Source organism: Pseudomonas sp. yb_5 (genome assembly GCF_043103865.1).
Lineage (GTDB): Bacteria > Pseudomonadota > Gammaproteobacteria > Pseudomonadales > Pseudomonadaceae > Aquipseudomonas > Aquipseudomonas putida_Y.
On sequence record NZ_JBICKE010000106.1, the window covers coordinates 97,276 to 118,268 of the forward strand.

Annotated in this window: 19 protein-coding genes; 11 read left to right on the plus strand and 8 right to left on the minus strand. The window is 61.9% G+C overall.

What is annotated here, in order from left to right:
- Positions 1 to 29 precede the first annotated feature (29 nt).
- Positions 30 to 3,860: an EAL domain-containing protein gene (locus ACF8GF_RS19480; RefSeq protein ID WP_392488375.1), complete on the minus strand. Its 3,831-nt coding sequence runs from the start codon at positions 3,858 to 3,860 to the stop codon at positions 30 to 32.
- Positions 3,861 to 4,108: 248 nt separating this feature from the next.
- Between ACF8GF_RS19480 and ACF8GF_RS19485 the strand changes: the two genes are divergently transcribed.
- From ACF8GF_RS19485 to gdhA, 3 genes are all read left to right on the plus strand, one after another.
- On the plus strand, positions 4,109 to 4,513 hold the full coding sequence (locus tag ACF8GF_RS19485) for a hypothetical protein (RefSeq protein WP_176685616.1): 405 nt from the start codon (positions 4,109 to 4,111) through the stop codon (positions 4,511 to 4,513).
- Positions 4,514 to 4,817: 304 nt separating this feature from the next.
- Entirely contained in the window at positions 4,818 to 6,485 is a 1,668-nt protein-coding gene (gene ettA / locus ACF8GF_RS19490) for an energy-dependent translational throttle protein EttA (RefSeq protein ID WP_003247499.1), read from the plus strand.
- Positions 6,486 to 6,706: 221 nt separating this feature from the next.
- Positions 6,707 to 8,047, plus strand: a complete 1,341-nt coding sequence (gdhA, locus tag ACF8GF_RS19495) for an NADP-specific glutamate dehydrogenase (protein ID WP_176685617.1) — start codon at positions 6,707 to 6,709, stop codon at positions 8,045 to 8,047.
- A gap of 164 nt (positions 8,048 to 8,211) precedes the next feature.
- Here the strand turns inward: gdhA and ACF8GF_RS19500 are convergent, their stop codons facing one another.
- The 4 genes from ACF8GF_RS19500 to ACF8GF_RS19515 form a co-directional block, all read right to left on the minus strand.
- A complete protein-coding gene (locus tag ACF8GF_RS19500) occupies positions 8,212 to 8,709 on the minus strand; it encodes a GreA/GreB family elongation factor (protein ID WP_176685618.1) in 498 nt (165 codons plus the stop codon).
- A gap of 67 nt (positions 8,710 to 8,776) precedes the next feature.
- Positions 8,777 to 9,133, minus strand: coding sequence for a hypothetical protein (locus ACF8GF_RS19505; RefSeq protein ID WP_176685629.1), 357 nt, complete (start codon positions 9,131 to 9,133; stop codon positions 8,777 to 8,779).
- Positions 9,134 to 9,348: 215 nt separating this feature from the next.
- Positions 9,349 to 11,202 carry a DUF4105 domain-containing protein gene (locus ACF8GF_RS19510; protein WP_176685619.1) on the minus strand — a complete coding sequence of 618 codons (1,854 nt, stop codon included), beginning with the start codon at positions 11,200 to 11,202 and terminating at the stop codon, positions 9,349 to 9,351.
- Between the two features lie 73 nt (positions 11,203 to 11,275).
- Positions 11,276 to 11,764 carry a DUF3015 domain-containing protein gene (locus ACF8GF_RS19515; RefSeq protein WP_021784170.1) on the minus strand — a complete coding sequence of 163 codons (489 nt, stop codon included), beginning with the start codon at positions 11,762 to 11,764 and terminating at the stop codon, positions 11,276 to 11,278.
- A 250-nt stretch (positions 11,765 to 12,014) separates the two neighbouring features.
- On the opposite strand from ACF8GF_RS19515, the gene ACF8GF_RS19520 reads away from it, so the two are divergent.
- The 5 genes from ACF8GF_RS19520 (at position 12,015) to ACF8GF_RS19540 (ending at position 16,768) form a co-directional block, all read left to right on the plus strand.
- Positions 12,015 to 14,453 (plus strand): Lon protease family protein, encoded by a 2,439-nt coding sequence (locus tag ACF8GF_RS19520; RefSeq protein ID WP_392488376.1) that lies wholly within the window; start codon positions 12,015 to 12,017, stop codon positions 14,451 to 14,453.
- A 160-nt stretch (positions 14,454 to 14,613) separates the two neighbouring features.
- A complete protein-coding gene (locus ACF8GF_RS19525) occupies positions 14,614 to 14,952 on the plus strand; it encodes a hypothetical protein (RefSeq protein ID WP_176685621.1) in 339 nt (112 codons plus the stop codon).
- 101 nt (positions 14,953 to 15,053) lie between these two features.
- Positions 15,054 to 15,542, plus strand: coding sequence for a TIGR00645 family protein (locus ACF8GF_RS19530; protein WP_003247486.1), 489 nt, complete (start codon positions 15,054 to 15,056; stop codon positions 15,540 to 15,542).
- Between the two features lie 217 nt (positions 15,543 to 15,759).
- Positions 15,760 to 16,065 carry a DUF6482 family protein gene (locus tag ACF8GF_RS19535; protein ID WP_014589631.1) on the plus strand — a complete coding sequence of 102 codons (306 nt, stop codon included), beginning with the start codon at positions 15,760 to 15,762 and terminating at the stop codon, positions 16,063 to 16,065.
- A gap of 85 nt (positions 16,066 to 16,150) precedes the next feature.
- Positions 16,151 to 16,768 (plus strand): FKBP-type peptidyl-prolyl cis-trans isomerase, encoded by a 618-nt coding sequence (locus tag ACF8GF_RS19540; protein ID WP_176685622.1) that lies wholly within the window; start codon positions 16,151 to 16,153, stop codon positions 16,766 to 16,768.
- Positions 16,769 to 16,862: 94 nt separating this feature from the next.
- On the opposite strand, the gene ACF8GF_RS19545 is transcribed toward ACF8GF_RS19540, so the two are convergent.
- The 3 genes from ACF8GF_RS19545 to ACF8GF_RS19555 form a co-directional block, all read right to left on the minus strand.
- Positions 16,863 to 17,108 (minus strand): hypothetical protein, encoded by a 246-nt coding sequence (locus ACF8GF_RS19545; protein ID WP_176685623.1) that lies wholly within the window; start codon positions 17,106 to 17,108, stop codon positions 16,863 to 16,865.
- 84 nt (positions 17,109 to 17,192) lie between these two features.
- On the minus strand, positions 17,193 to 17,534 hold the full coding sequence (locus tag ACF8GF_RS19550; RefSeq protein WP_009686103.1) for a zinc ribbon domain-containing protein YjdM: 342 nt from the start codon (positions 17,532 to 17,534) through the stop codon (positions 17,193 to 17,195).
- A 158-nt stretch (positions 17,535 to 17,692) separates the two neighbouring features.
- Entirely contained in the window at positions 17,693 to 18,661 is a 969-nt protein-coding gene (locus ACF8GF_RS19555) for a polyprenyl synthetase family protein (protein WP_209968080.1), read from the minus strand.
- 244 nt (positions 18,662 to 18,905) lie between these two features.
- Between ACF8GF_RS19555 and rplU the strand changes: the two genes are divergently transcribed.
- The 3 genes from rplU (at position 18,906) to cgtA (ending at position 20,931) form a co-directional block, all read left to right on the plus strand.
- Positions 18,906 to 19,220, plus strand: coding sequence for a 50S ribosomal protein L21 (gene rplU / locus ACF8GF_RS19560; RefSeq protein WP_003247466.1), 315 nt, complete (start codon positions 18,906 to 18,908; stop codon positions 19,218 to 19,220).
- Positions 19,221 to 19,258: 38 nt separating this feature from the next.
- On the plus strand, positions 19,259 to 19,516 hold the full coding sequence (gene rpmA / locus ACF8GF_RS19565) for a 50S ribosomal protein L27 (protein WP_003247464.1): 258 nt from the start codon (positions 19,259 to 19,261) through the stop codon (positions 19,514 to 19,516).
- 188 nt (positions 19,517 to 19,704) lie between these two features.
- Positions 19,705 to 20,931: an Obg family GTPase CgtA gene (cgtA, locus tag ACF8GF_RS19570; RefSeq protein ID WP_176685625.1), complete on the plus strand. Its 1,227-nt coding sequence runs from the start codon at positions 19,705 to 19,707 to the stop codon at positions 20,929 to 20,931.
- Positions 20,932 to 20,993: the final 62 nt, after the last annotated feature.

Below are 20,993 nucleotides of genomic sequence, written 5' to 3' on the forward strand. Positions count from 1 at the left end.
GGGGGGCTTGTGAACAGGCAGCGTGCGGGTCAATGGAACATGAACAAGGTCTCGTTGGAGAATTGCGCCTCGAACTGATGCGCCGGCATCGGCCGCCCGAACAGATAGCCCTGCACCTCGTCGCAACCATGCTCGCGCAGAAACTCCAGCTGTTCGTGGGTTTCCACGCCCTCGGCGATGACTGCCAGGTTGAGGCTGTGGGCCATGGCGATGATCGCCCGGGCAATCTGCGCGTCCTGCTCGCCTTCGGGCAGGCCGTCGACGAAGGTACGGTCGATCTTCAGGACGTCGATGGGGAACTGCTTGAGGTAGTTGAGCGACGAGTAGCCGGTGCCGAAGTCGTCTACCGCAATGCTCAGGCCAAGGTTCTTCAGGCTGGCAAGAATCTGCAGCGCCTCGTTTACCTCGCGCATCAGGATACTTTCGGTCAACTCCAGTTCCAGGCATGCCGGCGGTAGTCCGCTTTCTTCCAGGATGTTGGCAATCCGCGTGCCCAGCTGGCCGTCGGAGAACTGCCGCGCCGAAATATTCACCGACACCTTTGGCACCCGCACCTTGGCCTTGTGCCAGGCCTTGAGCTGGCGGCTGGCCTCGCGCAGCACCCAGTCGCCCACGTCCACCACCAGGCCCAGTTCCTCGATCACCGGGATGAAGTCGCCCGGCGGCACCAGGCCGCGGGTCGGGTGACGCCAGCGCAGCAGCGCTTCGGCGCCGGTCAGGCGCTTGCCGTCGCCGCTGAACTGCGGCTGGTAATAGAGGATGAACTCGTTCTGCTCCATGGCATGGCGCAGGTCGCTTTCCAGCTCCAGGCGCTCCAGGGCGCTGGCGTTCATTTCGGCCTGGTAGAACTGGAAGTTGTTCTTGCCGCGTTCCTTGGCGTGGTACATGGCGGTGTCGGCGTTCTTCATCAGCTGGCTCAGCTCACTGCCATCCTGCGGGCTGAGGGCGATGCCGATGCTGGCGGTGACGAAGAACTCGCGGTTTTCCAGTACGAACGGCCGCACCAGGCTGCCGAGGATGTTTTCGGCCACGTGGATGGCGCGGTTCAGGGCCATTTCACGGGTGGGGCGCGGCTGCAGCAGCAGGGTGAACTCGTCGCCGCCCATGCGTGCCACCGTGTCGTCGTCGTCCACGCAGGCCAGCAGGCGCAGGGCCATGTCCTTGAGCATGCGGTCGCCGGCCGCATGGCCGAGGGAGTCGTTGATCGGTTTGAAGCGGTCGAGGTCGAGGAACATCAGCACCACCCAGGCTTTCTGCCGCTCGGCCTGCTGCAGGGCGTTGTACAAACGGTCCTGGAACAGTGTGCGGTTGGGCAGGTGGGTAAGGGCGTCGTAGTAGGCCAGGCGGTGGATGCGCTGTTCGCTGGCCTTGCGCTCGCTGATGTCGGTGAAGAAGCATACGTAGCTGGCCAGGTCGCCTTCGTCGTCCAGTACCGCGGTGATGCCGACCCAGGCCGGGTAGTGGTCGCCGTCACGGCGCTTGAGCCACACCTCACCTTCCCAGCTGCCGCGCTGATGCAGTTGCTTGACCACATAGCGCAGGTGGCCTTCCTGCTGTTCGTCGACAGTGAGCATGCCCGGCAATTGGTCGAGCACTTCACTGACGGCGTAACCGCTCACGCGGCTGAACGCTTCGTTGGCCTGAACGATATAGCCGGCCGGGTCGGTGATGAGGATCGCCGACGTGGAGTGTTCGAATACGGTCGCGGCCATGCGCAGGTCTTTTTCGGCACGGCGTTGCTGGCTGATATCGCGGCCCACCCCGAGTACGCCTTCGAAGCGCTGGTCATCGTCCCACACCAGCACCAGGCGCAGCTCGATCGGGATCTTGCGGCCATCGGCGCGCAGGCAGTCGAACAGGAACAGTTGGGTGGGTAACTGGCTGCACAGTTGCGCCATCTGCGCCGGATCGACCATGGCCTTGCTGACGCGCTCCATCAGGCTGTAGATGCCGGTGAGCTGGGCCGGGTTGGCGACGATCGACTGCCAGCCGTTGGCGAAGATCCAGTCGGCCTGGTAGCCCAGCACGCTCTGTACCGAGGGGCTGACATAATTGAGCTTGAGCTGGTTGTCGGTGGAAAAGATCACGTCGCTGATGCTTTCGGCGAGCATGCGGTAGCGTTGCTCGCTGTCACGCAGCGACTGGCTGGCCTCGATCTGAACGGTCACATCCTTGCCCACACCGATGATGCGCGTAACCAGGCCTTCGGCGTTGCGGCTCAGCACCTGCTCGCGGATGTCGTAGCAGCGCCAGCTTCCGTCGCGGTGGCGGAAGCGCAGCTGGCAGTGCAGCGGTTGGTCATGACCGCTGTCGCGTTGTTGCCGGCGCAGTGCCTGGTAGTGTTCGGCGTCCTCAGGGTGCAACAGCAGCTCCCAGAAGCGGTCGCCCATCTGGGTCAGCTCGGTGCGGTCGTAGCCCAGAGTCTGGCCGAGGTGGCGGTTGCTGAAGATCATCCGTTGGCTGGGCACATCCTGCACATACAACTGGTCGGGTACGGTGCGTACCACGTCCGACCAGAAGCCTTCGCGTTCCAGTAGTGACAGCTCCACCTGTTTGCGACTGGTGATATCGCTGATGCTGAGGATCACCGCCTGGTAATCACGACGCTGCAGCGGCAGGCGCGCCATCAGCCACAGGTGCAGCTCGGTGCCCTGCGGTGTCGGCAGGCGCACTTCCAGCTCCAGCAACGGGCGTTGTTCGATCAGTGCATCGATCAGTTGCATGCCAACGCTGTCTCGACTGTCGCCAGTGTCATCGATCAGCCGCTGCCAGGCACCTTCGTGGCAGTCGATGTTCAGCAGTTGGCGCGCCACTTGGTTGACCTCGGTGATCTTCAGCTCCAGCAGCAGCGAGCGGCGCAGGTTCGGGTCCAGCGCCAGGCTGTGCTTGAGCGCGGCCCGGTTACGCAGGTGGTAGCGATCGAGCTGGCCGGGCAGGCTGGACAGGTCGAGCACGCACAGGGCAACGCCAGTGCCTTCAAAAATTTCCTGATAACGCCGGCGGTCTTCCTGCAGCGCCCGCTGGCGGCGACGCATGTTGATCAGCGCCAGCACCGGCAGCAGGGCGCAGACCAGCACCAGCAGGCATTTGCCGAGCAGCGCCGGCAATAACGTTTGCCGGGCCAGTTTGGCGTCGAACAGACCGCGCAGCTGCCAGGTGCTGTTTTCGATGAACGCCAGCATCACGCTTTGCAGCGGTTCGTTGCTGGTGTTGGTTGCGGCGTGGCGCAGCAGCACCTCGCTGCTGCGGCTGTTTTCCAGCAGCCACAGTGGGTGGCCACTGCCCTCGAGGTGGAGGGTGAGCTCGCGGTAATAGTCCGTTGACAGGCGCAGTAGCCAGTAGCCGCGACCCTGTGCGGCATCCTGGTGCAGCAACAGGTACAGGATGTGGTTGTCGGCCGAATTGGTGAAGAAGTACGGGCGTCCCTGGCTCAGCGCGAGCAACTCATCAAACAATGTGCGGTCGGGGCTGCCGGCCAGGCTGTCGGCGCGCAGCTGCCCGGTGTTGTCCAGCCAGGCCACGCTCTGCAGGGCGGGGAGGCGCTCGCGCAGGGTGCCGATCAGACTGGGCAGGGCGGCAGGTCTTGGTGCATCAAGGTAGGGTTGTACCACGTTCACGGCCTGCTGCGCCTTGAGCGCCATGTTCAGGCTCAGGTGGTCGGCCAGTTCCGCGGAGGCGTCCAGGCTCTGTTTGCGCAAGTCGGCCTGGGTATGATTGAACTGGGCGAACAGCTGCCACAGCAGCAGGCCCAGCAGGATCAGGGCCAGCAGCGCCAGCGCACCCTTGATCGACCCGCGCAGGAGAGTAGCGGGTGCTTGTGGTGCGGAACGCAATGACGACGGATGAGTAAGGTTGGTCAAGCGTTGATCCTGCGATTGGGCTGGCGATGGCAGGGAAGGATCGTACACGGTGCGTGCCGGCGCCGGGCTTGCGCACCGCGGTGGCGCACTATAAGGCCGGACACCCGAAACCGGCTAGCATGCCTCGGATTATGGCAAAGTGCCAGCCATGCTGACCGATGGTGGCTGCCCGGTGGTTCGGCAAGCCCCTGTAACCTGTGCGAGAATAGCGCCCGCTTCACATGACAACGCATCGGAGATGTTCGGTTTTGGTTACTCACTTTTCCTCCAATGGCCTCGATTCCGCCTGCGGGCGCAGCAGTCAGACCCTTGTCAGCACTGCCGTGACCGAGGACGTATCCTGCAAGTCTTGCCAGCGTTCGCTGGGCAAACCCGAGGCGGCCGCTGCCGCCAAAAGCAAGGCCCCATCGCTGGCTGAACTGCGCAAGACTGCCAAGGTGGCAGTAGAGCCGGCTGTTGCAGTACCGGCGGTCAAGCCGGGAGCCAAGGTGGTCAGCACTGCGCCTGCACCTGGCAAACCGGCCAAGGCGGCCGAGCAGCAACCTGCCCGCAGCGGCGCCTTCAGCGTGAAGTCCGCCTGGGCCGCGCGCCTGGCCGAGCAGGGCGACCGTTGCCGCCTGCCGCGGGGCAAGGCCAAACAGCGTCACGTCTGAGCCTCTTCGGCTGCTGTGCCGGTCCTTTCGCGGCTAAAGCCGCTCCTACAGGTACTGCATTGCCCTTGAAGGCAGTCAGATCCCTGTAGGAGCGGCTTTAGCCGCGAAGAGGCCAGGACAGGCAATAGATTCCCCCCAGGGATCACCCCGATCACACCCCACCATCGGCCCCTCCTATGCAACGCCGCGCGTTGGCGTAGAATGGTCGACTTTGTTCAATGACACCCCGTAAACACATCTCCCTGGCCACCGCGTGCCGGGGCGATCGGCGATGTCTTTACCTATCTGATTAGAGGGCTTGGTTTTGGCTCAATACGTCTACACCATGCATCGGCTGAGCAAGGTCGTGCCGCCGAAGCGGGAAATTCTCAAGAACATTTCCCTGTCGTTCTTCCCAGGCGCCAAAATTGGCGTACTTGGCCTGAACGGCGCCGGTAAATCGACCCTGCTGCGGATCATGGCGGGCGTCGACAAGGAATTCGACGGCGAAGCCCGTCCGATGCCCGACATCAACGTGGGTTACCTGCCACAGGAACCGCAACTGGACCCAACCAAGACCGTGCGCGAAGTGGTCGAGGAAGCGGTCAGCGTCATCAAGGACGCCCAGGCCCGCCTGGACGAGGTCTACGCTGCCTACGCCGAGCCGGATGCTGACTTCGACAAGCTGGCCGCCGAGCAGGCCAAGCTGGAAGCCATCCTGCAGGCCGCTGATGGCCACAACCTGGAGCGCCAGCTGGACGTCGCTGCCGACGCCCTGCGCCTGCCTGCCTGGGATGCGCGCATCGAACACCTGTCCGGTGGTGAAAAGCGCCGTGTGGCCCTGTGCCGCCTGCTGCTGTCGGCCCCCGACATGCTGCTGCTCGACGAACCGACCAACCACCTGGACGCCGACTCGGTGGCCTGGCTGGAGCGCTTCCTGCACGACTTCCCGGGCACCGTGGTAGCCATTACCCACGACCGTTACTTCCTCGACAACGTCGCCGGCTGGATCCTGGAACTGGACCGCGGCGCCGGCATCCCGTACGAAGGCAACTACTCGGGCTGGCTGGAAGCCAAGTCGGAGCGTCTGGCGCAGGAATCCAAGCAGCAGAGCGCCCACGAGAAGGCCATGAAAGAGGAACTGGAGTGGGTGCGCAAAGGCGCCAAAGCCCGCCAGTCCAAGTCCAAGGCCCGTCTGCAGCGCTTTGAAGAAATGCAGTCGCAGGAATTCCAGAAGCGCAGCGAAACCAACGAAATCTACATCCCGGCCGGTCCGCGCCTGGGTGACAAGGTTATCGAGTTCAAGAACGTCACCAAGGGTTATGGCGACCGTGTGCTGATCGACAACCTGTCGTTCGCCATGCCCAAAGGCGCCATCGTTGGCGTGATCGGTGGTAACGGTGCCGGTAAGTCGACCCTGTTCCGCATGTTGATGGGCAAGGAGCAGCCGGACTCGGGCAGCATCGAGATCGGTGAAACCGTGCAGTTGGCCTGTGTGGACCAGAGCCGTGAGGACCTGGACGGCGCCAAGACCGTGTTCCAGCAGATCTCCGACGGTTCCGACCAGATCCGCATCGGCAACTACGAGATCCCTTCGCGTACCTACGTTGGCCGCTTCAACTTCAAAGGTGGCGATCAGCAGAAGTTCGTCAAGGACCTGTCCGGTGGTGAGCGTGGCCGCCTGCACCTGGCCCTGACCCTGAAGGAAGGCGGTAACGTTCTGCTGCTCGACGAACCGTCCAACGACCTCGACGTCGAAACCCTGCGTTCGCTGGAAGAAGCCCTGCTGGACTTCCCGGGCGCCGCGATCGTGATTTCCCACGACCGTTGGTTCCTGGACCGCGTGGCTACCCACATCCTGGCGTACGAAGACGACTCGAACGTGGTCTTCTTCGAGGGTAACTACACCGAGTACGAGGCCGACCGCAAGAAGCGTCTGGGTGATGCTGCTGCCCAGCCGCACCGTGTACGGCACAAGAAACTGGCCCAGTAAGCCGGTTTACTGGCGCACAAATATGGGGCCACAAAGGGCCCCATTTTTGTGCCTGGCGGAAGGCTGGGAGCGGGGTAATTGGGATGGATTTTGTATACACTTACATAAAACGCACCAAATAATTTCATAAAAACGACATCTCGCCCTGTTCCGGTGCGATTGCTTCTTGGTACATTCCTGAAAAAACCAATAAGTCCAATCCTCTTGGTGAGATGTCTACCATGATCGAATCTGTCGACGATTTCCTTGCACGCCTAAAGCAGCGTGACCCTGGTCAACCAGAATTCCACCAGGCCGTAGAAGAGGTGCTTCGCACCCTGTGGCCATTCCTTGAAGCCAACCCCCACTACCTGCAGTCCGGTATCCTGGAGCGCATGGTCGAGCCTGAGCGCGCCTTGCTGTTCCGCGTCTCCTGGGTCGATGATCAGGGCAAGGTGCAGGTCAACCGCGGTTACCGCATTCAGATGAGCAGTGCCATTGGCCCGTACAAGGGTGGCCTGCGCTTCCACCCGTCGGTGAACCTCAGCGTGCTGAAGTTCCTGGCCTTCGAGCAGGTGTTCAAGAACTCGCTGACCTCGCTGCCCATGGGCGGCGGCAAGGGCGGCTCGGACTTTGACCCGAAAGGCAAGAGCGACGCTGAAGTGATGCGCTTCTGCCAGGCGTTCATGAGCGAGCTGTATCGCCACATCGGCGCCGACTGCGACGTACCGGCCGGTGACATCGGCGTGGGTGCCCGCGAAATCGGCTTCATGTTTGGCCAGTACAAGCGCCTGGCCAACCAGTTCACCTCGGTGCTGACCGGCAAGGGCATGACCTATGGCGGCAGCCTGATCCGTCCGGAAGCCACCGGCTATGGCTGCGTTTACTTCGCCGAAGAAATGCTCAAGCGTCAGGACAAGCGTATCGACGGCCGCCGCGTGGCGGTGTCTGGTTCGGGCAACGTCGCCCAGTATGCTGCGCGCAAGGTCATGGACCTGGGCGGCAAGGTGATCTCGCTGTCTGACTCTGAAGGTACCTTGTATGCAGAAGCCGGGCTGACCGACGCCCAGTGGGACGCCTTGATGGAGCTGAAAAACGTCAAGCGTGGCCGTATCAGCGAGCTGGCCGGGCAGTTCGGCCTGGAGTTCCGCAAGGGCCAAACTCCTTGGAGCCTGCCGTGCGACATCGCCTTGCCGTGCGCCACGCAGAACGAGCTGGGCGCCGAAGATGCCCGCACCTTGCTGCGAAACGGCTGCATCTGTGTGGCCGAAGGCGCCAACATGCCGACTACCCTCGAGGCTGTGGATATCTTCCTGGACGCCGGCATTCTGTATGCCCCTGGCAAGGCCTCCAATGCCGGCGGCGTCGCCGTGTCGGGCCTGGAAATGTCGCAGAACGCCATGCGCCTGCTGTGGACTGCCGGTGAAGTGGACAGCAAGCTGCACAGCATCATGCAGTCAATTCACCATGCATGCGTGCACTACGGTGAAGAGGCTGATGGTCGTATCAACTACGTCAAGGGTGCGAACATCGCGGGCTTCGTGAAAGTGGCCGATGCGATGCTGGCTCAGGGCGTGGTCTGATCTGAGACGGTAGGGGGCCGCTTTGCGGCCCATCGCGACGCAAGGCCGCTCCCACAGGCTGGACTGCACCCGAGAAGTTGGACACCCATCCAACCCTTGGGGGCAGTCAAGGGCCTGTGGGAGCGGCCTTGCGTCGCGATGGGCTGCAAAGCAGCCCCAGGCCCTCAACCCTCACCCAGAATCTCAACCACCTCTATCACCTGTTCCCCCACCGGCCGCTGCCAGACCACCTCATCACCCGGCCCAGCCCCGAGCAATGCCCGCCCCAATGGCGAACCCCAGTTGATCAAGCCCCGCCCGGCATCCGCCTCATCCTCGCCCACCAGCTGCACCACCTGCTCCTGGTCCTGCGCATCGACAAACCGCACCCGGCTACCAATCTGTACCTTGCTATGGGAAGTCGCCGCGGGTACCACCTGGGCGCTTTGCACCCGCGCGCTGAAGTAGCGCAGATCCCGCTCGGTATCGGCCAGCCGTTGCTTGTCACCCCGTTCGCCCTGCGCCTGCAGTTCGCTGCGCAAGGCATTCAGCTCGGCCACACGCGTTTGCAGCTGGCGCAGGCCGCTGGCGGTGACGTAGTTGGGTTGTTCGCTGATGCGCCGCTCAACCGGTTGGTCGGCCTGGGCGGCGGCTTGGTCCTCGTTGACGAATGCTCGGCTCATGAAGGGCCTCCTTGTGCGTGAGACCATCATGGCAGGCCGCCGGTTTAAAGGAATGTCCGTTTGCGACTCAGTTGTGGCGATAGGCCTTGGCTGCGCCGCGGTCTTTTTCCTGCTCCCACTCGCGGTCACGCTGGTCCCAGAAACGCTCGTGGTATTGGCGCTGTTCTTCGCTGTTCTGCATGGCATGACACTGGCGGAAGCCATCGTCCCAGCCGGTTTCGTACTGACGCTCGTGCAGGTAGCGCGGTACGTTTTTGCGGAAGTTGCCTACCATCAGCCCGGCCGCCTGGCGGCCACTGCTGCAGCCGTCCTGGAAGCCATCCGCATAGGCGGGAGGGTAACCGTGGTTGACCATCTGCTCGTGGGTGGTTTCGCAACCTGACAGCAACAACGCGACGCACACGCCGAACCAGTACCGCGACATAGCCACAAAACCCTCCAGTTGATGGTGGAAAGTCTAGGTGGCTATTTGTCGGGTAGGTGTCAAAACAGTGTCAAAGAGTTGGTTCGGTCATACTGCTTTGCTAGCCTAACCGGCCAATTCGCGGGCAAGCCCGTTCCCACAGGTACTTGCCAGGCCTCGAATCCAGTGGGGACCCTGTGGGAGCGGGCGTGCCCGCGAAAGGCCGCAAAGCGGCCTCAGTAGTGATACCACTTCAGCTCGAGCATCACCTCGTTCTGTGCCGTGGCCAGGTGGCTGAACTCACGCGAAGCGCTCAACCGAAGCCCAAGGTTCTGGCTGATTTCCCACTGCTGGTTCAGGCTTACACTGCGCCGCACTTCGCCGTTGGTGAAGTAATCGCCCTTGGCCTCCAGCGTCATGTTGCCCAGCGCGTTGCGCCAGAGCAGGCCGCCATTGAAGCCTGCCGCCGGGGCAATGAATTGAGCGAAGTCGTTGTGATGCTCGACCCGCACCGTGCCCAAGGCAAATCCCAGCAAACCGTCGGCCAGCTGCCAGGTGCCGCCAGCGCCGCCATTCACATGGCTCACCAGCACTTCGTCGTCATGCTTGCCCGGTACCCGCTCCAGCCCGCCAGCCACTTGCCATGACCAAGGCTTGAGCAGCTCGTTACGGGGTGTCAGTGAACGGATGGTGGCCAGGTCCAGGCGCTGCACCTGCCAATCATTGCCTTCATACTGGCGCAGCTTCAATTGCAGGATTTCGATCTGTGCGCCAAGCGGGAAGCCATAGGCGTTGTCATTCAGGTCGTGGTAGGCCATGCGCAGGCCATATTCGGCGTAGGCGCGGTCTTCGCGGGTGCCCACGCCCAACTGCCAGGTGCGCGAGTCATGGCCATCCTCGGGCAACCCGGGGCGCTCGATCTGCAGGGGGGGCGGTGGGTTGCTGTTGATCGCCCGTAGCAACTCGAAGCTGCGCTTGGCCTGTCCTGGATCGCGTTCCTGGCCATTGGCCCGATACCGCTCAAGGCGATACGCGGCATCTTGCACCAATGCTTGGCGTTCACGAGGCAGCGCCTGGAATTCAGGGCTTTGCAATTGCGCAGTGTCGGCGCTTACAGCCAGCACCTGGCGCTTTTCGTTGAGCTCGAGTGGCTCGGCCCTGGCCAGCAATTCACGTTCGCGAGAGGGGCGGTAAGTTTCGCTGGCGACCAGGCCAGACTGTTTCACGGCTTTTACCGTGTCGGTGGGAATGGCGGTCAGCGGGAACTGAGACGTCAGGTCCAGGCTCGGCCGGGCCACTTGCAGCAGCTCCAGCAGACGATACGAGCAGTTCTCGTCGAAGAAGAAGTAATCGAACTGGATCTGCTTCAACTCCCATACGTGCTCGACCATGCGTCCGGTTTCTTCGGGGGTCAGGTCCAGCTGGTATTCCCACAGGTCGCGGTTTTCCAGGCTGCGGTATTCGGACAGTTTTTCCTGGTAGGGCATTAGCGCGAACAGCCCTGGGTAGCCACCCATCAGGCCTTTCCAGGCGTACAGGATGCTGTTGTCGCTGCCTTCGATATAGGCACCGAAGTTGATCGCGTAGCTCAGCAGCGTGGTGTCGTCGCTGCGGGTGTTGGACTGGTCGATGCGCAGCAGGGTGTGACCGAACATCGACGACGGGCTGTTCAGGTAGGCTGCCGGGAAGATCAACGCGGCGCTGTGCGGGTCGATCGACTGGTACCAGGTCTTGAATTCCTGGCAATCCGGTTGCGGCAAGTCTTGCAGGTCGAGCTGTTCGCGCAGCCAGCGGGTGCGCGCGGGGAATACGCACTGGGCGTGCTTGTCACCGAGGCTGGCCGGGGCATACAGCGCGTCGACCGTAGCCTTGAGTTCCTGATCCGGATGGTGCGCGCCCTCTGCGGCGAGGAAGAACGCATCATCATCCACATAGCTGCGCCAGCCGCCGAGCTTGGCGGTTTCGTAATGACCAATGGCGAGCCAGTAAGGGGTATTGGCCAATTGCTGGAGACGGCCTGGATCCAGCACAGGGGCGGCATGAACAGGGGCGCAGGCACACAGCGCCAGGCAAGCGAAGCGTTTGAGCATATCGGGCAACTACTTCTTGACGATGCCGAAAAAGGCGAAACCCGCCCCAGGGGTGGGGCGGGAGCAGCTGTGCTTAGGCCTCGGTAGCGTATTTGGCCAGGCGTGGGTCGCTCTTCAGAACGGCCAGGGTGTTGCTGTGGACAGTTTCGGCAGTGACGTCGGCGCTGCTGAAGATCTGGTTGAAGTGCTGGTGGGTGACCGAGTTGAAGTAGCTGCGGTCCTCCGGCGCTACGCCGAGAACGACGGCATAGGTGGTCAGAGCTTCGCCCTGGCCCATGGCCATGTCTTCGGACAGCTCGTTCATCATGCCGTTCATGGCGAACCAGGACTTGCCGCCATAGGTCAGCGAAGCCCTGGTCGAGCAGCCGTTGGTACCGGAGGTCATGCCGAAGGTGGCGTTACCGGAGGTGCCGTTGGTGGTAGAAGCCAGGAAGTGTGCCGGCGTGCCGCGCTGGCCTTCGAACAGCATGTTGCCCCAGCCGCAGTTCGGGCCGCCTGGCGCTTCGGCCATGGCGTTCAGCGAGACCACGGTGAACAGAGTACCCAGAAGAATCCGTTTCATAGCATTTGTTCTCTTTGTCTTAACCAAGGGTCAGGGTTTCTGGCAACTCGGTTGCCAGGTCGGGAAAGCTTTTCACCCACCCGCGCAGCTTGGAGTTTAGGCATGATCTAAAGGTTGCGTTGTTGATTGCGAAAAATTTGCTGTCACATGACTGCACCGGCTGCGACATAAAGTCCCGTGGAGCCTTGCAAGGCGCGCGCGGGCAGCGCCAGAATGCTGCTTATCTGCCCCGCCGAAGTAAGGAAACCCAATGCCCGATCCTGTCGCTGCGCGCCTGCGTCTTGCGCCTGAAGCCCTGACCCGGCGTTTCTCCCCCGAGCAGTTTGCTTTTACCCATACCGACGATCTGGAGCCGTTTCGCGGAGTCCTGGGCCAGGAACGTGCTGTCGAGGCCCTGCAGTTCGGCGTGGCCATGCCGCGCCCCGGTTACAATGTGTACGTGATGGGCGAGCCCGGCACCGGGCGCTTCTCGTTCGTCAAGCGCTACCTCAAGGCCGAGGGCAAGCGCCAGCAGACCCCGGCCGACTGGGTCTACGTCAACCACTTCGACGACACCCGTGAACCACGCGCACTGGAGCTGCCGTCCGGGAGCGCCGCCGAGTTCATCAGCGACATGGGCGGATTGATCGACAACCTGCTGTCGACGTTCCCGGCGGTGTTCGAACACCCGTCCTACCAGCAGAAGAAGGGCGCCATCGACCGCGCTTTCAACCAGCGTTATGACCGCGCGCTGGATGTGATTGAGCGCGCGTCGCTGGAAAAGGACGTGGCCTTGTACCGCGATGCCAGCAACGTCGCCTTCACGCCGATGGCTGATGGCAAGGCGCTGGATGAAGCGGAATTTGCCCAATTGTCGGAAGAGGTGCGCGAGCAGTTCCACGAGGACATTGCCCTGCTTGAGGAGCGCCTTAACGAAGAACTGGCCAGCCTGCCGCAATGGAAGCGCGAATCGAACAACCAGCTGCGCCAGCTCAACGAAGAAACCATCATGTTGGCGCTGCAGCCGTTGCTGGCGCCGCTGTCGGAAAAGTACGCCGAAAACGCGGCGGTTTGCGCCTACCTGCAATCGGTGCAGTTGAACCTGTTGCGTACCGTGGTCGAGCAACTGGTCGATGACAGCAAGTCCGACGCCGTGGCCCGCAAGCTGCTCGAAGAGCAGTACGCGCCCAGCCTGGTGGTGGGCCACCATGCTGACGGTGGGGCGCCGGTGGTGTTCGAGCCGCACCCGACCTACGACAATCTGTTTGGCCGTATTGAATACAGCACCGACCAAGGTGCGCTGTATACCTCCTATCGCCAACTGCGCCCCGGCGCGCTGCACCGTGCCAACGGCGGCTTCCTGATTCTCGAAGCCGAGAAGATGCTGGGCGAGCCGTTCGTATGGGATGCGCTCAAGCGTGCGTTGCAGTCGCGCAAGCTGAAGATGGAGTCGCCAATCGGTGAGCTGGGCCGTGTTGCCTCCGTCAGCCTGCAGCCGCAGGTGATTCCGCTGAACGTCAAGCTGGTGATCATCGGCTCGCGCCAGCTGTACTACGCACTGCAGGACCACGACCCGGACTTCCAGGAGATGTTCCGCGTGCTGGTGGACTTCGATGAAGACATGCCGATGGTCGATGAGAACCTGGAGCAGTTCGCCCAGCTGTTGCGCACCCGCACCAACGAAGAGGGCATGGCGCCGCTGACCAGCGACGCGGTGGCGCGTCTGGCCACCTACAGTGCTCGTCTGGCCGAGAACCAGTCGCGCCTGTCGGCGCGTATCGGCGACCTGTTCCAGCTGGTCAGCGAGGCTGATTTCATTCGCCAGCTGGCCAGTGACGAAATGACCGACGCAGGCCACATCGAGCGGGCGCTCAAGGCCAAGGCCACCCGTACCGGCCGTGTGTCGCAACGGGTGCTGGACGACATGCTCGCCGGCATCATCCTGATCGACACGGAAGGCGCTGCCATTGGCAAGTGCAACGGGCTGACCGTGCTGGAAGTGGGCGACTCGGCGTTCGGCATGCCAGCGCGTATTTCGGCCACCGTGTACCCGGGCGGCAGCGGTATTGTCGATATCGAGCGTGAGGTCAACCTTGGCCAGCCGATCCACTCCAAAGGGGTGATGATCCTCACCGGTTACCTGGGCAGCCGCTATGCCCAGGAATTCCCGTTGGCGATCTCCGCGAGCATCGCCCTGGAGCAATCCTACGGCTACGTGGACGGCGACAGCGCCTCGCTGGGCGAAGCCTGCACGCTGATCTCGGCCTTGTCGCGCACGCCGCTCAAGCAGTGCTTCGCCATCACGGGCTCGATCAACCAGTTTGGTGAAGTGCAGGCGGTGGGTGGGGTCAACGAGAAGATCGAGGGCTTCTTCCGCCTCTGCGAGGCGCGTGGCCTGACCGGCGAGCAGGGGGTGATCATTCCGCGTGCCAACGTCGCCACCCTGATGCTTGACGAGCGCGTGTTGCAGGCGGTGGAGAACGGCATGTTCCACGTCTACGCGGTCAGCCAGGCTGATGAGGCGCTGAGCCTGCTGGTGGGCGAGGAGGCCGGGGTACTCGACGACAAGGGGCTTTTCACCGAGGGCAGCGTCAATGCCCGGGTGGTGGAGCGCCTGCGTGAAATTGCCGAGATGATCAGCGAGGAAGATATCGAGAAGGCAGAAAAGGAACGCCTTGAAGACGTGATTGCCCAAGCCAAACCGGCCTGAGTCAATAAACTGGCGCTAGCGGCGATGTGCTACCGTTCAGCGCCAGTTTTTCATCTTTCTGAACGATTCCTCTATGCTGGAACTTAAGGACAGAATCAGGTTCAGGATGGAAACAGCCTGATACTCAGGCTGAACAAGGCTCTTTGGAGGGGACGCGGCCATGCGCAACCTCAGCCTCACACGCCAGTGCCTGGGCCTGGTGACTCGTATCGAATGCAGCATTCGTCCACTGGCCGGGGATAACGGCATGTGGACCCTGCTGTTCGCCGCCGGCATGGCCGGTGAACAACCCTCCGCGATCAAGGCACAGGGGCCGTTTCACGGGCCGCTGGTGGCCGAATCGGTGCTCAATGCCATTGTCGACAGCCTGACCACGCATGGTTATCAGGTGGCCGAAGACCCGCAGATCTGGTGTCTGCATTTGCAGGCGCAGTTGCGGCGGATCAATGGCGAGCGGTGCCGGAATCTTGGGGATTACCAGTTTCATCCTGAGACCTGAAGAATGTCGGGGCCGCAAAGCGGCCCCCGGGCTTTTGCTGTAACAGGTGGCTGGCTATACTCGCCGTCGCTTTTCTAGTCACCTGATGAGTCCTGAACTTCATGGAACGTATCCTCGAAAACGCGATGTATGCCTCGCGCTGGCTGCTCGCACCGATCTACTTCGGCTTGTCCCTCGGCCTGCTGGCCCTGGCGCTGAAATTTTTCCAGGAAGTGGTCCACGTCCTGCCCAATGTCTTCGCGCTGAGCGAAGCTGACCTGATCCTGGTGATCCTGTCTCTGATCGACATGTCGCTGGTCGGCGGCTTGCTGGTGATGGTGATGATTTCCGGCTATGAGAACTTCGTCTCGCAACTGGACATCGATGAAAGCAAGGAAAAGCTCAACTGGCTGGGCAAGATGGACTCCTCGTCGCTGAAGATGAAGGTTGCCGCGTCGATCGTGGCGATTTCGTCCATTCACCTGCTGCGGGTGTTCATGGATGCGCAAAACATCTCCACCGATTACCTGATGTGGTACGTGATCATCCACATGACCTTCGTGGTCTCGGCGTTTTGCATGGGCTACCTGGACAAGCTGACCAAGCACTGAGTCCCGCCAGGCCTCACTGCAACTCCTGTGGGAGCGGGCATGCCCGCGAACACCGGCAAAGCCGGTGCCAGCCACCGCGTGGCCTGCTTCGCGGGCACGCCCGCTCCCACAGAGATCGAGGCTCAACTGACGAGTGGCGTCAGTCATGCCTTGCGCATTCTCCCTTCCTGTACAAAAAATGAGCTCTCATGCGTGGTTCCCATCGCGAGGTGCTCTCATGAACCTGCATCAGCTCAATACCGAGGCCAGGGCTGGCCATGTCGACGAACTGAACCTGATCGCCATCGAAGGCGGTGACTACCTGCTCGAGGCCCGGGTCAAAGGCCATCCTCACCCCCTGTCCGATACCCGCGGTGAACGCTTGCGCGTGCACTCGGTGGAAGATGCGCGCAAGTTGCTGCAAACCATCCCTATGGTCTCGATGAACCTGGTGCACTGGTCGGTGCAGGATGAAATGTGTGGTATGGGGACGCATCCGGAAGAAGACCTGAAGGTGCCGATTTCCCAGCGTTCGGCCTGGTAGCTGCTCGCAGCGCCCCAGTGTGCTAGGCTGCTCGCCCTTTTTATCAAGGGCGCGGCTGCACTGCGCCCTGCAGTGGAGCACGACAATGTCCGAACTCAACCTGTCTACCGATGAAACTCGCGTCAGCTACGGTATCGGCCGTCAGCTGGGCGGCCAGCTGCGCGACAACCCGCCACCTGGCGTCAGCCTGGAAGCCATCCTGGCCGGCCTGACCGATGCCTTCAACGGTGCCGACAGCCGCGTCAGCGAAGCCGACCTGTCGGCCAGCTTCAAGGTCATCCGCGAGGTGATGCAAGCCGAAGCTGCAGCCAAGGCCGAAGCCGCCGCTGCCGCTGGCAAGGAATTCCTGGTCGAGAACGCCAAGCGTGAAGGCATCACCACGCTGGCTTCGGGCCTGCAGTTCGAAGTGCTGACCGCCGGCGAAGGCGCCAAGCCGTCTCGCGAAGACAACGTGCGTACCCACTACCACGGCACCCTGATCGACGGCACCGTGTTCGACAGCTCCTACGAGCGTGGCCAGCCGGCTGAGTTCCCGGTAGGCGGCGTGATCGCTGGCTGGACCGAAGCCCTGCAGCTGATGAACGCTGGCAGCAAATGGCGCCTGTACGTGCCAAGCGAGCTGGCTTACGGCGCCCAAGGTGTTGGCAGCATCCCGCCGCACAGCGTACTGGTGTTCGACGTCGAGCTGCTCGACGTTCTGTAAGGTCGTTGGGGCCGCTTTGCGGCCCGTTCGCGAGTAAACCCGCTCCTCCCTGTAGGGGTAGGGGTCACCCGCGAAGAGGCCGGCCCTGCCGGCCTCAATTCCAGTCTGTCCCCCCAGGGCGCAATGCCCGCGAATAGCAGAACAGAAACAGATTCCGTACCAGTTCCTTGAGCACCCCCGGCTCACTCGAATTCAGCCCGCTCATGTCCAGGTCACCCTGCTCACGCAGTTCGTCGAGGGCTGCTTCTTCAAGGACCGCGCACACTTCGCCGGTTTCCCGATGAAGAATGCGCAGGTAGGGGTGAGGGCGTTCCAGCCAGGCGTCGATCAGATAAGTCATGGCGATTCTCCTTGGATAGCAGTTCCAATGAGAATAATTCTTATTACTAGAATGGCAAGCGCCAATTGCCGGATTTTTCTGTGATCAGACTTTGCGGACGAACTCGGACTTCAGTTTCATGGCCCCGATGCCGTCGATTTTGCAGTCGATGTCGTGGTCGCCATCGCACAGGCGGATGTTCTTGACCTTGGTGCCGACCTTGACTACCAGCGACGAACCTTTGACCTTGAGGTCCTTGATCACGGTAACGGTGTCACCGTCCTGCAGGATGTTGCCGACCGAATCCTTTTTCACCACCTCGTCGCTGGCCGCCTCGGCATCGCCGCTGGCCGACCACTCGTGGGCGCATTCAGGGCAGATCAGCTGAGTGCCATCCTCGTAGGTGTATTCGGAGTTGCATTTTGGGCAGGGTGGCAGAGTGCTCACTTCGGTTCCTCAAACAAACAGACGGGCGGTTAAAAGCCCACATTGTAAAAGGTATTTTCCCGGAAGGGATTATGTCCGGACAAAAGCATCGCGGGCAAGCCTGCTCCCACAGATGGTGTAGGAGCGGGCTTGCCCGCGAATGAATGCGACTCGGTCTGTCAGTGCGTACGCGCGACCGCAAACTCGCTCAGCTCAACCAGCGCATCCCGGTATTCACTGGCAGGCAGCACTTCGAGGCAGGCGATGGCGCGTTTCACGTAATCGCGCGCCAGCTCGGCGGTGTACTTCAGTGCGCCCGATTCCTCGACCGCAACGCGAATCTGCTCCAGATCCTCCAGGCCACCCTTCTGGATCGCCTGGCGTACCAGTGCAGCCTGCTCGGCAGAGCCTTCGCGCATGGTGTAGATCAGCGGCAGGGTAGGCTTGCCCTCGGCCAGGTCGTCACCGACGTTCTTGCCCAGGGTCTGCGAGTCACCCTTGTAGTCCAGCAGGTCGTCGACCAGCTGGAAGGCCACGCCCAGATGGTCGCCAAAGGTCCGCAGGGCTTCGCGCTGCTCGTCGGTGGCCTGGGCCAGCGCCGCAGCGCTGTGGGTAGAGGCTTCGAACAGCATCGCCGTCTTGCCGCGAATGACCTCCATGTAGACTTCCTCGGTGGTGCTGGCGTCGCGTACACGCGACAGCTGCAGCACTTCACCTTCGGCAATCACCCGGGTGGCCTTGGACAGGATCTGCATGACCGGCATCGAGCCCAGTTCGACCATCATTTCGAACGAGCGCGAATAAAGGAAGTCGCCCACCAGTACGCTTGGCGCGTTGCCCCACAGGGCATTGGCGGTAGAGCGGCCGCGGCGCATGCCGGACATGTCGACCACGTCGTCGTGCAGCAGGGTGGCGGTGTGCAGGAACTCGATGGTGGCGGCCAGCAGGCGCAGGTCGTCGCCTTCGCGGCCCAGGGCCTTGCCACACAGCAGTACCAGCAGGGGACGCAGGCGCTTGCCACCGGCGGACGTGATATAGTCGCCGATCTTCGATACCAGCGGCACGCGCGAGGTCAGCTGCTTCTTGATGATCTCGTCGACGGCGCTGAAATCATCAGCCACCGCGCGGTAGAAGGTTTGGGGTTGCATCGGCTGCTCCAGTGAGGTTGCGCGGCATGCTAGGTCGCGGGTCCCGGTGTGTCAAGGCGCTGTGCCAGCTGGCCGGGGGCGGCACTTGCAAGCAAAACCGCGGTTGCGTACAATCGCGCACCCTAACTTCCTGGGCAGCACCTGCCTTACGCAATTGCGCCGGGCCGTTCCAGCCCTGTGCAGCCATGCCAGCCAATACTCATCATATAAAGCGCTGGGTGAGCAGGATTATCGGAGAAATACCATGTCTTACGCAGTAATCGTTACCGGCGGCAAGCAGTACAAAGTCGCTGAAGGTGAATTCCTCAAGATCGAAAAACTGGAAGTCGCCACTGGCGAATCCGTGACCTTCGATCGCGTTCTGCTGGTCGCCAACGGTGAAGAAGTCACCATCGGTGCTCCAGTTGTTGCTGGCGCTAAAGTAGTGGCCGAAGTCGTTTCGCAAGGCCGCCACGACAAGGTTCGCATCATCAAGTTCCGTCGTCGTAAGCACCACATGAAGCGTATGGGCCACCGCCAGTGGTTCACCGAGATCAAAATCACCGGCATCCAGGCTTAATCCCCTAGATCCCCTGAATTTATTTGGAGAATTGAACCATGGCTCACAAGAAGGCTGGTGGTAGTACTCGTAACGGTCGCGACTCAGAATCGAAACGCCTTGGCGTGAAGATGTATGGCGGCCAGGTTATCAAGCCAGGCAACATCATCGTCCGTCAGCGCGGTACCGAATTCCACGCTGGCTACGGCGTTGGCATGGGCAAGGACCACACCTTGTTCGCCAAGATCGAAGGCGTGATCAAGTTCGAGAAGAAAGGCGAGTTCATGCGCCGTTACGTGAGCATCGTCGCCGCTTAATCGCGACGTCGCTCCAGAAGCCCCGTCATGCGACGGGGCTTTTTCGTTTGTGGTGAGCCTCTTGCAAAGCTGTTTGTCTGGGTTGCCGGCGTTGGTTTCTACGGTCGTACGGGGCCGCCGCGCTCATTTTTGCAAGAGCCTCATGTTTTTGAGTCATTCAGCTCGTCTGCCGACGAGAGGCGGTTTTAATGAAGTTTGTTGACGAAGTATCCATTCGGGTCAAGGCCGGTGACGGTGGCAACGGTTGCATGAGCTTCCGTCGCGAGAAGTTCATCGAGAACGGCGGCCCTAACGGCGGTGACGGCGGTGACGGCGGCTCGGTGTACATGATTGCCGACGATAACCTGAACACCCTGGTCGACTACCGCTACACCCGTCACCATGAAGCCCAGCGTGGCTCCAACGGCGGTAGCACCGACTGCACCGGCAAGAAGGGTGAAGACCTGTTCCTGCGCGTGCCGGTCGGCACTACCGTGATTGACGCTTCCACCCAGGAAGTGATCGGTGACCTGGTTACCCCCGGCCAGAAGCTGATGGTCGCGCAAGGTGGCTGGCACGGGCTGGGCAACACCCGTTTCAAGTCGAGCACCAACCGTGCGCCGCGCCAGACCACCCCAGGCAAACCGGGTGAGCAGCGTGACCTGAAGATGGAAATGAAGGTGTTGGCCGACGTCGGCCTGCTGGGCTTGCCCAACGCCGGCAAGAGTACCTTCATCCGTTCGGTCTCGGCCGCCAAGCCGAAAGTCGCCGACTACCCGTTCACTACCCTGGTGCCAAACCTGGGCGTGGTCAGCGTCGACCGCTGGAAGAGCTTCGTCATCGCCGATATCCCCGGCCTGATCGAAGGCGCCTCTGAAGGTGCCGGCCTGGGTATCCGCTTCCTCAAGCACCTGGCGCGTACGCGGGTGCTGCTGCATCTGGTGGACATCGCGCCGCTGGACGAAAGCAGCCCGGCCGATGCCGCCGAAGTCATCGTCAACGAGCTGACCCGCTTCAGCCCGTCGCTGGCCGAGCGTGAGCGCTGGCTGGTGCTGAACAAGGCCGATATGGTCATGGACGACGAGCGTGACGAACGTGTGCAGGAAGTGATCGATCGTCTGGAGTGGGAAGGCCCGGTCTACGTGATCTCGGCCATTTCCAAGCAGGGCACCGACAAGCTCAGCCACGACCTGATGCGCTACCTCGAAGACCGCGCCGACCGCCTGGCCAACGACCCGGCCTACGCCGAAGAGCTGGCCGACCTCGACCAGCGCATCGAAGACGAAGCCCGTGCCCAGCTGCAGGCCCTGGACGACGCCCGCACCCTGCGTCGTACCGGCGTCAAGAGCGTGCACGACATCGGCGACGATGACGGTTGGGACGATGATTTCGAGGACGACGAAGACGGTCCGGAAATCATTTACGTGCGCGACTGATCGGTTGCAGTACACTAAACGCCGCTCTCTGGAGCGGCGTTTTTGTATCCACGGTATCTACA

Excerpts from the sequence above, each read along its gene's own strand:
- ACF8GF_RS19540 (WP_176685622.1), top strand. The coding sequence starts at position 16,151 with ATGTCCGAACTCAACCTGTCTACCGATGAAACTCGCGTCAGCTACGGT.
- ACF8GF_RS19520 (WP_392488376.1), top strand. The coding sequence starts at position 12,015 with ATGCCCGATCCTGTCGCTGCGCGCCTGCGTCTTGCGCCTGAAGCCCTG.
- ACF8GF_RS19510 (WP_176685619.1), bottom strand. The coding sequence starts at position 11,202 with ATGCTCAAACGCTTCGCTTGCCTGGCGCTGTGTGCCTGCGCCCCTGTT.
- gdhA (WP_176685617.1), top strand. The coding sequence starts at position 6,707 with ATGATCGAATCTGTCGACGATTTCCTTGCACGCCTAAAGCAGCGTGAC.
- rplU (WP_003247466.1), top strand. The coding sequence starts at position 18,906 with ATGTCTTACGCAGTAATCGTTACCGGCGGCAAGCAGTACAAAGTCGCT.
- rpmA (WP_003247464.1), top strand. The coding sequence starts at position 19,259 with ATGGCTCACAAGAAGGCTGGTGGTAGTACTCGTAACGGTCGCGACTCA.
- ACF8GF_RS19505 (WP_176685629.1), bottom strand. The coding sequence starts at position 9,133 with ATGTCGCGGTACTGGTTCGGCGTGTGCGTCGCGTTGTTGCTGTCAGGT.
- ACF8GF_RS19515 (WP_021784170.1), bottom strand. The coding sequence starts at position 11,764 with ATGAAACGGATTCTTCTGGGTACTCTGTTCACCGTGGTCTCGCTGAAC.
- ACF8GF_RS19555 (WP_209968080.1), bottom strand. The coding sequence starts at position 18,661 with ATGCAACCCCAAACCTTCTACCGCGCGGTGGCTGATGATTTCAGCGCC.
- cgtA (WP_176685625.1), top strand. The coding sequence starts at position 19,705 with ATGAAGTTTGTTGACGAAGTATCCATTCGGGTCAAGGCCGGTGACGGT.
- ACF8GF_RS19525 (WP_176685621.1), top strand. The coding sequence starts at position 14,614 with ATGCGCAACCTCAGCCTCACACGCCAGTGCCTGGGCCTGGTGACTCGT.
- ACF8GF_RS19545 (WP_176685623.1), bottom strand. The coding sequence starts at position 17,108 with ATGACTTATCTGATCGACGCCTGGCTGGAACGCCCTCACCCCTACCTG.
- ACF8GF_RS19530 (WP_003247486.1), top strand. The coding sequence starts at position 15,054 with ATGGAACGTATCCTCGAAAACGCGATGTATGCCTCGCGCTGGCTGCTC.
- ACF8GF_RS19535 (WP_014589631.1), top strand. The coding sequence starts at position 15,760 with ATGAACCTGCATCAGCTCAATACCGAGGCCAGGGCTGGCCATGTCGAC.
- ACF8GF_RS19500 (WP_176685618.1), bottom strand. The coding sequence starts at position 8,709 with ATGAGCCGAGCATTCGTCAACGAGGACCAAGCCGCCGCCCAGGCCGAC.